The sequence below is a fragment of the Microcystis sp. LE19-84.1B genome (assembly GCF_027531875.1).
In the GTDB taxonomy this organism is placed as follows: domain Bacteria; phylum Cyanobacteriota; class Cyanobacteriia; order Cyanobacteriales; family Microcystaceae; genus Microcystis; species Microcystis panniformis.
The window spans coordinates 1-7,725 of sequence record NZ_JAPZSR010000289.1 but is presented as its reverse complement, the minus strand read 5'-3'; the positions used below and the strand labels follow the sequence as shown (position 1 = coordinate 7,725).

Here is a 7,725-nt window from a genome sequence, read left to right as displayed (position 1 = left end):
TCTAAGACTTTCCGGTATAGTTCACTTATCATTTTCGTTATTTAGGTCATATATAGTAAATATGACTTATCTTTTTTTGGAGTCTGTGTCTGTATTCCATGCTACATAAGCTTTTCAGCTTGCTTGTCCCCCTGTCAGGATCGATCTTTGTGTCCTTTGTGTCTTTGTGGTTCGTCCACCCCCTCTCTAGGAGGATTATATCTTAGAATACATTTTACCCACCAAATCCAAGAGAGCTGCGGTGAACTATCTTGTTTAATTTAGCCTGAATCGAATCCCTACCCCCTTGCTTCAACCCATGCTCGCATTTTACCCGGATTGTTCAATCCGTAGGGATCGACGAGTTTTTTAAATTCTAATTGCAGTGGATTAATCTGTCTGCTGCCGCCATCTTCCATGATATAAGTGTGAGGATTGGCAATGGCTGCCCCCTGTTGTTCATAGATAGCAATAATCTCATTTAATCGAGTTTCTGTGGTAAATTCTAGCAAGGGAAGACCGGCGGGAATAACTTTACCTTGAAATTTCAAAAATTCTAGGTGCATCATGATTTCCTCACCAAAATAATTATAGAGTTTCTCTACCGTGGCTAGATTAAAATAAAAAGCTTGTAGATAAGTTATCTTGGGGTTACAACTACGCGCGTGGAGAGTGGTATGATTCCAAGTAAATTCTAAGATACTGTTGCCTTTTTGGGTTTCTTCTGGCGTTTTATAGTAAGTAAGTTCACCCTTATATTCTTGAATTAAAGACTCTAATGCCACTCGATCGCTGTTCGATACTATTAACAAAACTGCTGCTTTTCCTGTGGGTAAATAATCCTTAAGAGCGATAAAATAAGCAGGAATTGGCCAAGAGTGAACGCTAACCATTTTCTTAACGATGCCATCACTATCACTGATAGCTTGACCAAATTTAGCGGCGGTGATAAAATCGGCAAAAGTAACGATAAATTCCGCCCAAGGATAACAGGGAGCGAGGGCTATTTCTAACTCGGTAATAATACCATTTGTTCCGTAGGCATGATTGACTTTTTCTACCTCATCCCCCCGTAGTTCGATAATTTTTGGTTCTGTTTCTAGGGTGACTAACTGCACTGCTTGCAGATTGCCCCTATCCTTCAATTGTCCATAATTAATTGAACCCATGCCCACACTGCCACCCCCGATAAAACCGCCAATTGTCGCCGTCCGATAGGTAGAGGGAGCCATTCTTAATTCCCAACCAATTGCGCGAGCTTGTTTATCAAAAAATGCCATTTTTACCCCCGCTTCTACTCGCGCTGTCCCCGGTTCGATCGAGATAATTTTTGTTAGTTTGGTTGTGTCTAAAATTACTCCGCCCTGCAAGGGAACACATTGACCATAATTACCTGTACCCGCACCTCTAACTGTTAAAGGAATTTGGTATTTAACGCAGGTTTTAGCGATGTCAATAACTTCTTGGCTATTGTGGGGACGAATGACTAAATCAGCCCGTTTATCTTGCAGTTGTGCCTCTAAAATGGGACTAAAATGATAATAGTCCAAGGAAAGTTTCGCCACTTGCCCCGGATCGGTGATAATTTCTAGATGAGCCAATTCTTGGATGAGATTTTGATAGTTAGATTTCATGGTTAGGTAGGGTTTGCTGAAAAAGTGTATTGGTGAGGTTAGGAGTCAGGAGACAGGAGACAGGATTCAGGATTCAGGATTCAGGATTCAGGATTCAGGAGATTATTTTTATTTATTCTCCCCACACCCCACACCCCACACCCCACACCCCACACCCCCATCAGCGATCGCCAGATAAGGAAAAATTAAAAACCGATCGCCTAGGCGGTCGGTTTTACTAAGAATTATAAACTTTTATTAACTTTGTTTGCTGAGAAACTGTTGAGCTTGTCTAATAGCGGCAGCACCGATATTGAAGACAGCCCAGCCACCAGCAATAAGCAAAGGGGTTAAAACGATTAACACTCTCCAGTCCATAGATTTCCTTCTCCTCGGTCAGTGCTTAAAAGATTGTTACTTGATTCTCATTTTATATTTATACCCTAAACCGCCCCTTTTGGGAATCCAGTATCAGTACCTTTTCCCCCATGAACGAGGGCAAGTTTAGCATAGCGCTCGGCGTGTTCGATCAACTCTTGAGCCTCCTGTGGCGACACTTCCCGGACGCGTTTAGCGGGAATACCCACCACTAAAGATCGCGGTGGTATATCTTTTGTCACAATACTACCCGCCCCGACAATACTACCCGCCCCGACACGCACACCATCGAGAATCACTGCCCCAATGCCGATTAAACAACCGCGTTCAATATGGGCTGCGTGAATTACCGCCCGATGTCCGATGGTAACGTAATCCTCAAGGATAGTAATTTTGCCTGGATCTCCGTGTAGGATCGCCCCATCTTGGATATTAGTATAAGCCCCAATTTCGATGCGTTCCACGTCGGCGCGCAATACCGCCCCATACCAAACACTCACCCCCACAGCTAGGGAAATATCGCCCATTACCGTGGCATTAGGGGCAATAAAAGCAGCTTGACTGACATCGACAAGCGGCCAGAAATTAGAAGTTGATCTTAAGTTATCTAAAGACATGGGAGGATCTGCACTAAAGTCGGGAGAGAATACCCGTCCAATTTGGTTGGGTATAATATATATAGGATTATTGGTACAAAGATAGCAATTTTTAGTTTAGGTTCTTCCATGATCAATGCAAGTTTACAATACCCTGTTTTTGGCCCCGATATCCATTGTCCTCATTGTCGGCAGCTAATCCCCGCCCTCACTTTGACGGATACCTATTTGTGTCCGCGCCATGGGGCTTTTGAAGCCGATCCCAAAACGGGTGAGTTGGTTCACTTGCAGTCAGGACGACATTGGCGACTCTGGAATGGTGAGTGGTATCGTCAACACACTCACCCGGATGGTATTCGTTTTGAGATTCACGAAGCACTCGATCGCCTCTATACTCAAGGATTTAAAGCGACTAAAGTGATTATTGCCAACCGTTATCGCGATTTAGTTAGTTCCTACCTAGAACGTAACACTACTTGGCGCGGTAATGAACCGGGTGAAGCCATTATTCCCCGTCTCTACGGTTTACCAGTAGAATTTAGTCCCGATGCCCCCGATGAAGCCTGTTGGGATGTAATTAACTTTGATCTGGAAAAAGAACCGGGGGTTCCCAAACGTTATCCCTATTTTCGTCTTTTTGATTAATCATTTATCAGTTATCAGTTATCAGTTATCAGTTATCAGTGAATAATCTCACTTAATAAACTCGGCTCTTCGGGAATTGTTAGGCAATGGAGGAGGTGATAAGGGATGAAACCATTATAGAGAAAGACATTGATGCGGTTTTTGGTAATCAATTAAGTCTCTTGCCAGATAAGTATTTAGTCGATTTATACCACCAGATCGAATCATACCAAGTAACGAAGAAACATAAACTGATAACCTCAAAACTGAATCGGGAGGCAGAGCGATGAAGGATTGCTTATCAACCCCGAATTCTGACTGATTACTGATTACTGATCACTGATTACTGATCACTGAAAATGCACCATGCTTCTATTCGGACGGCTAATATCCATCGGGCGATCGCTTTTTATCAACTTCTCGGTTTTACCCTAGAGGAAAGATTCACCACGGGTTATACTTTGGCCTGTTGGCTAACCGGGTTAAACGGACGCATCGAATTAATCCAAATTCCCCAACCGAAACCTGCACCCGATGCCTTTGGTGATCAGCATTATGTCGGTTATTATCATTTGTCTTTTGACCTAACAGAAAATGTCAGCAATTTACCAGAATGGTTAGAAAAATTAACAAATAACTTTCAGCAAGCTCATCAAGAGGATGCCGATCTATATCAACCTTTAAACATTCTTTTGCCACCTCAACAACAGATGATCGGCGATCATGTCTATGAAGTCACCTTTATTGCCGATACAGACGGTTTACCCCTGGAATTTATCCGTAGTTTAACGCCGAAATCAGCACTCAAGCTCTCCATAACTGAGATGGAGGCGACAGTGCCAGCAAAAACTACCTAGCTATACCAGTCTCCTCCAGCTGATCTGCATAAAAACTTAAGAATGATCCCCGTCTGGTGATAGACTTTTGACTGTTAAGGAAACAAACTCACTAGATAAATCATAGATCAGCTGTAGGGAGGATCATCGAGTGGAAAGTACGCTAGGGTTAGAAATTATCGAAGTGGTCGAACAGGCTGCCATTGCCTCCTCGAAGTGGATGGGTAAAGGCGAAAAAAATATCGCCGATCACGTCGCTGTGGAAGCGATGCGCGAACGGATGAATAAAATCCATATGCGCGGTCGCATCGTTATCGGAGAAGGGGAAAGAGACGAAGCTCCCATGCTCTATATTGGCGAAGAAGTGGGTATCTGTACCCAAGTTGATGCCAAACAATACTGTAATCCCGACGAATTAGTCGAAATCGATATCGCCGTCGATCCCTGCGAAGGCACTAACTTGGTTGCCTACGGTCAAAATGGTTCTATGGCCGTGTTAGCGATCTCCGAAAAAGGCGGATTATTCGCTGCCCCTGACTTTTATATGAAAAAATTAGCGGCTCCCCCAGCAGCTAAAGGTCATGTGGATATTAATAAATCGGCGACGGAAAACCTGAAAGTTCTTTCCGATTGTCTCAATCGTTCGATCGAAGAACTGGTGGTAGTAGTTATGGATCGTCCCCGTCACAAGGAATTAATCCAAGAAATCCGCAACGCTGGGGCCAGAGTTCGTCTGATCAGCGATGGTGACGTATCGGCCGCTATTTCCTGCGCTTTTTCGGGAACTAATATTCATGCTCTCATGGGTATCGGTGCCGCTCCGGAAGGGGTAATCTCGGCGGCGGCTATGCGTTGTCTGGGGGGTCACTTCCAGGGACAATTAATCTATGATCCCGAAGTGGTCAAAACCGGTTTAATCGGTGAAAGTCGCGAGGGTAATATCGCTCGTCTGCAAGAAATGGGGATCACCAATCCCGATCGCGTTTACGGTTGCGAAGAATTAGCCAGTGGCGAAACCGTCCTCTTTGCCGCCTGTGGGATCACCCCCGGCACCCTGATGGAAGGGGTACGCTTCTTCCACGGTGGCGCTCGTACCCAAAGCTTGGTTATCTCCACCCAATCGAAAACCGCTCGCTTTGTCGATACCGTTCACCTGTTCGACCAACCCAAATACATTCAACTGAGATAATTCTCTGACCCGGTGGGGTGGGTATGGCTCACCTCGCCCCCATTGGTAAAAATATATAAAGTTTTTTTTCAAACATCTTTTATTTGCATCCCGATTGGGACTAAATTGCAACAATTAGAGACATAACGCACTGATCTTTATCAATAATTTTTGTAGCCTGAGCAACATTTGTAGGAGAACATAAATGAATATTGCTGTAGTGGGCTTGAGTCACAAGACAGCCCCTGTGGAAATTCGCGAAAAATTGAGTATCCCGGAAGCGAAAATCGAGTCCGCTCTTACCCACCTCAAGGGTTATCCCCACATCCAAGAGGTGGCTATTATCAGCACCTGTAACCGTTTGGAGATCTACGCCGTGGTTACGGATACGGAAAAGGGCGTGGTGGAAATTACCCAGTTTCTCGCTGAAATCGGACATATTCCCCTTAATGTCCTGCGTCGTTATCTGTTTACCCTACTGCATCAGGATGCTGTCCGTCATCTGCTCCGGGTATCCGCCGGTTTAGAAAGTCTTGTCCTCGGGGAAGGGCAAATTCTCGCTCAAGTTAAAAATACCCATAAATTAGCTCAAAAGTACAATACTATTAGCCAATTACTCGATCGCCTGTTTAAACAAGCGATGACTGCCGGTAAACGCGTCCGCACGGAAACCAGCATCGGCACGGGAGCCGTATCGATCAGTTCGGCGGCGGTGGAGTTAGCCCATGCTAAGGTGACAGACCTCAGCAGCAAAAAAATCGCTATTATCGGGGCAGGGAAAATGTCCCGATTATTAGTTACTCATCTTCTGGCTAAGGGTTCTCAGCAAATTGCGATCGTCAATCGCTCCCAAAGACGGGCCGAGGAGTTGGCCCGTGAATTTCCTCACCTACCGCTGCAACTATATGGCTTAGAAGAGATGATGGCGATCGTAGCGGCATCGGATATCGTCTTCACCAGTACGGGAGCCACGGAACCAATTTTAACTAAAAATTTATTGACAGAAGTGACGATTACTGCTACATCGCTGATGTTAATCGATATTTCTGTTCCCCGCAACGTCCACACCGACGTAAAGGAATTGGCCCAAGTGCAAGCTTTCAACGTCGATGATCTCAAAGCGGTGGTTGCCGCCAATCAGGAAAGTCGCCGTCAGATGGCCAGGGAAGCAGAGGCACTCCTAGAGCAGGAAGTAGAAGCTTTCGAGCTTTGGTGGCGTTCTTTGGACACTGTCCCGACAATTAGCTGTTTAAGAAGCAAAATTGAAGATATTCGCGAACAGGAATTAGAAAAGGCCCTCTCCCGTTTGGGGACGGAATTCGCCGAAAAACACCAAGAAGTTATCGAAGCAATGACCCGCGGTATCGTTAATAAAATCCTTCACGAACCCATGGTACAACTGCGGGCCCAACAGGATATCGAAGCGCGTAAGCGCTGTTTACAATCCCTGCAAATGCTCTTTAATCTCAGTGTCGGGGAGGAATATAGTTAGAGTCCGACAATTGACAAAAATTAAGGGCGATTCTATTGGTCTGTTAAGATGATTTTGAGGGATTGGGGGCGAATAATTTGGCAGTATTTCCCTATCCACGATTTCAAGATTGACAGACCACTAAGCTGTTGACTCTCTAAATTACTCGTTAAGACTGTCCATGAGTGCCGGAGTTGACAGCAGGGAGCGGTATAATTAATGGACATCTCCAAGAATTAGAACCCAGTCACAGCTTGCTTTTATGCCATGTGCTAATTAAATGGTTCGATAATCGTTGTTGATTCAATTTAACTGGAAAAATATGGGGCAACTAATTTTCTAGGAAATTGAGTCGCAGCAAATCCTTCAAGGAGATCCATCTTTATATTTAATTCCAAACACCTACTTAAGATGGTGATTTAGTTCAATTCAACAAGCTATATGGGGAGATGAATTAATGGGTAATCAAGAGCAAGAAAAATGGTGGAATGACGAGGAAAATCTCAAATCGATTGAGTATTACGGATTAATCGACCAAGAGATCCATCGTGAACACAATCTGATTGCAAATCGAATGAACTGGTATGTCACTTCCCAGTCTTTTTTAATGGCAGCATTTGCAGTTTCTGGTAATAATAATTATCGACTTGGGTTTCTATCTATATCTTTACCAATGCTAGGAATTATGACATCATGTATTATTGGAGCTTCGCTTTATGCGGCTATCAAAGCGATGAATCAACTTAAGTCAGAAAAAAACGCATCCTTAAGCAGGATAAGTATTTAGGAAATATTTCTACTTTTAAAGCAAGGTTTGTTGACAATAAACATCCTTGGATTCATTGGGTGGGGATTTTCCCGGCTCGTTCTATTCCTGTTTTGTTTTTTATTTTCTGGTGCCTTTTTCTATACTTAGCGACTTCAAGGGGTGACAGAGGGGCTACAAGCTAGATAGAGCGGGGGGTCTAGCCAAACGACCCCCTAAAGAAATAGAGTGGTTAGGACAACCACTCAAAATTTTAAAATGTTACCTTCATTCTATCAGGCTTGTTTACAGGCG

Annotated in this window: 8 protein-coding genes; 5 read left to right on the top strand and 3 right to left on the bottom strand. The window is 44.2% G+C overall.

Annotated elements, in window-relative coordinates; translation table 11 throughout:
• Nucleotides 1–278 precede the first annotated feature (278 nt).
• The 3 genes from O9324_RS16575 to O9324_RS16565 form a co-directional block, all read right to left on the bottom strand.
• Nucleotides 279–1,613, bottom strand: coding sequence for an FAD-binding oxidoreductase (locus O9324_RS16575; RefSeq protein ID WP_288140755.1), 1,335 nt, complete (start codon nucleotides 1,611–1,613; stop codon nucleotides 279–281).
• A gap of 237 nt (nucleotides 1,614–1,850) precedes the next feature.
• Complete coding sequence (locus tag O9324_RS16570) at nucleotides 1,851–1,970, bottom strand: photosystem II protein Y (protein WP_002747397.1); 120 nt, start codon at nucleotides 1,968–1,970, stop codon at nucleotides 1,851–1,853.
• Nucleotides 1,971–2,035: 65 nt separating this feature from the next.
• Nucleotides 2,036–2,587 carry a gamma carbonic anhydrase family protein gene (locus tag O9324_RS16565; RefSeq protein ID WP_002786047.1) on the bottom strand — a complete coding sequence of 184 codons (552 nt, stop codon included), beginning with the start codon at nucleotides 2,585–2,587 and terminating at the stop codon, nucleotides 2,036–2,038.
• A gap of 108 nt (nucleotides 2,588–2,695) precedes the next feature.
• On the opposite strand from O9324_RS16565, the gene O9324_RS16560 reads away from it, so the two are divergent.
• From O9324_RS16560 to O9324_RS16535, 5 genes are all read left to right on the top strand, one after another.
• The gene (locus O9324_RS16560; protein WP_288140754.1) at nucleotides 2,696–3,211 is read left to right on the top strand and encodes a TIGR02652 family protein; all 516 of its coding nucleotides are present in this window, start codon (nucleotides 2,696–2,698) and stop codon (nucleotides 3,209–3,211) included.
• 338 nt (nucleotides 3,212–3,549) lie between these two features.
• Nucleotides 3,550–4,047 carry a VOC family protein gene (locus O9324_RS16550; RefSeq protein ID WP_288140753.1) on the top strand — a complete coding sequence of 166 codons (498 nt, stop codon included), beginning with the start codon at nucleotides 3,550–3,552 and terminating at the stop codon, nucleotides 4,045–4,047.
• A gap of 130 nt (nucleotides 4,048–4,177) precedes the next feature.
• A complete protein-coding gene (glpX, locus tag O9324_RS16545) occupies nucleotides 4,178–5,215 on the top strand; it encodes a class II fructose-bisphosphatase (RefSeq protein ID WP_002748655.1) in 1,038 nt (345 codons plus the stop codon).
• Nucleotides 5,216–5,399: 184 nt separating this feature from the next.
• Entirely contained in the window at nucleotides 5,400–6,686 is a 1,287-nt protein-coding gene (locus O9324_RS16540; RefSeq protein ID WP_288140752.1) for a glutamyl-tRNA reductase, read from the top strand.
• 436 nt (nucleotides 6,687–7,122) lie between these two features.
• Nucleotides 7,123–7,452 carry a hypothetical protein gene (locus O9324_RS16535; protein WP_002769011.1) on the top strand — a complete coding sequence of 110 codons (330 nt, stop codon included), beginning with the start codon at nucleotides 7,123–7,125 and terminating at the stop codon, nucleotides 7,450–7,452.
• Nucleotides 7,453–7,725 lie beyond the last annotated feature (273 nt).

Excerpts from the sequence above, each read along its gene's own strand:
- O9324_RS16575 (WP_288140755.1), bottom strand. The coding sequence starts at position 1,613 with ATGAAATCTAACTATCAAAATCTCATCCAAGAATTGGCTCATCTAGAA.
- O9324_RS16540 (WP_288140752.1), top strand. The coding sequence starts at position 5,400 with ATGAATATTGCTGTAGTGGGCTTGAGTCACAAGACAGCCCCTGTGGAA.
- O9324_RS16560 (WP_288140754.1), top strand. The coding sequence starts at position 2,696 with ATGATCAATGCAAGTTTACAATACCCTGTTTTTGGCCCCGATATCCAT.
- O9324_RS16535 (WP_002769011.1), top strand. The coding sequence starts at position 7,123 with ATGGGTAATCAAGAGCAAGAAAAATGGTGGAATGACGAGGAAAATCTC.
- O9324_RS16565 (WP_002786047.1), bottom strand. The coding sequence starts at position 2,587 with ATGTCTTTAGATAACTTAAGATCAACTTCTAATTTCTGGCCGCTTGTC.
- O9324_RS16550 (WP_288140753.1), top strand. The coding sequence starts at position 3,550 with ATGCACCATGCTTCTATTCGGACGGCTAATATCCATCGGGCGATCGCT.
- O9324_RS16570 (WP_002747397.1), bottom strand. The coding sequence starts at position 1,970 with ATGGACTGGAGAGTGTTAATCGTTTTAACCCCTTTGCTTATTGCTGGT.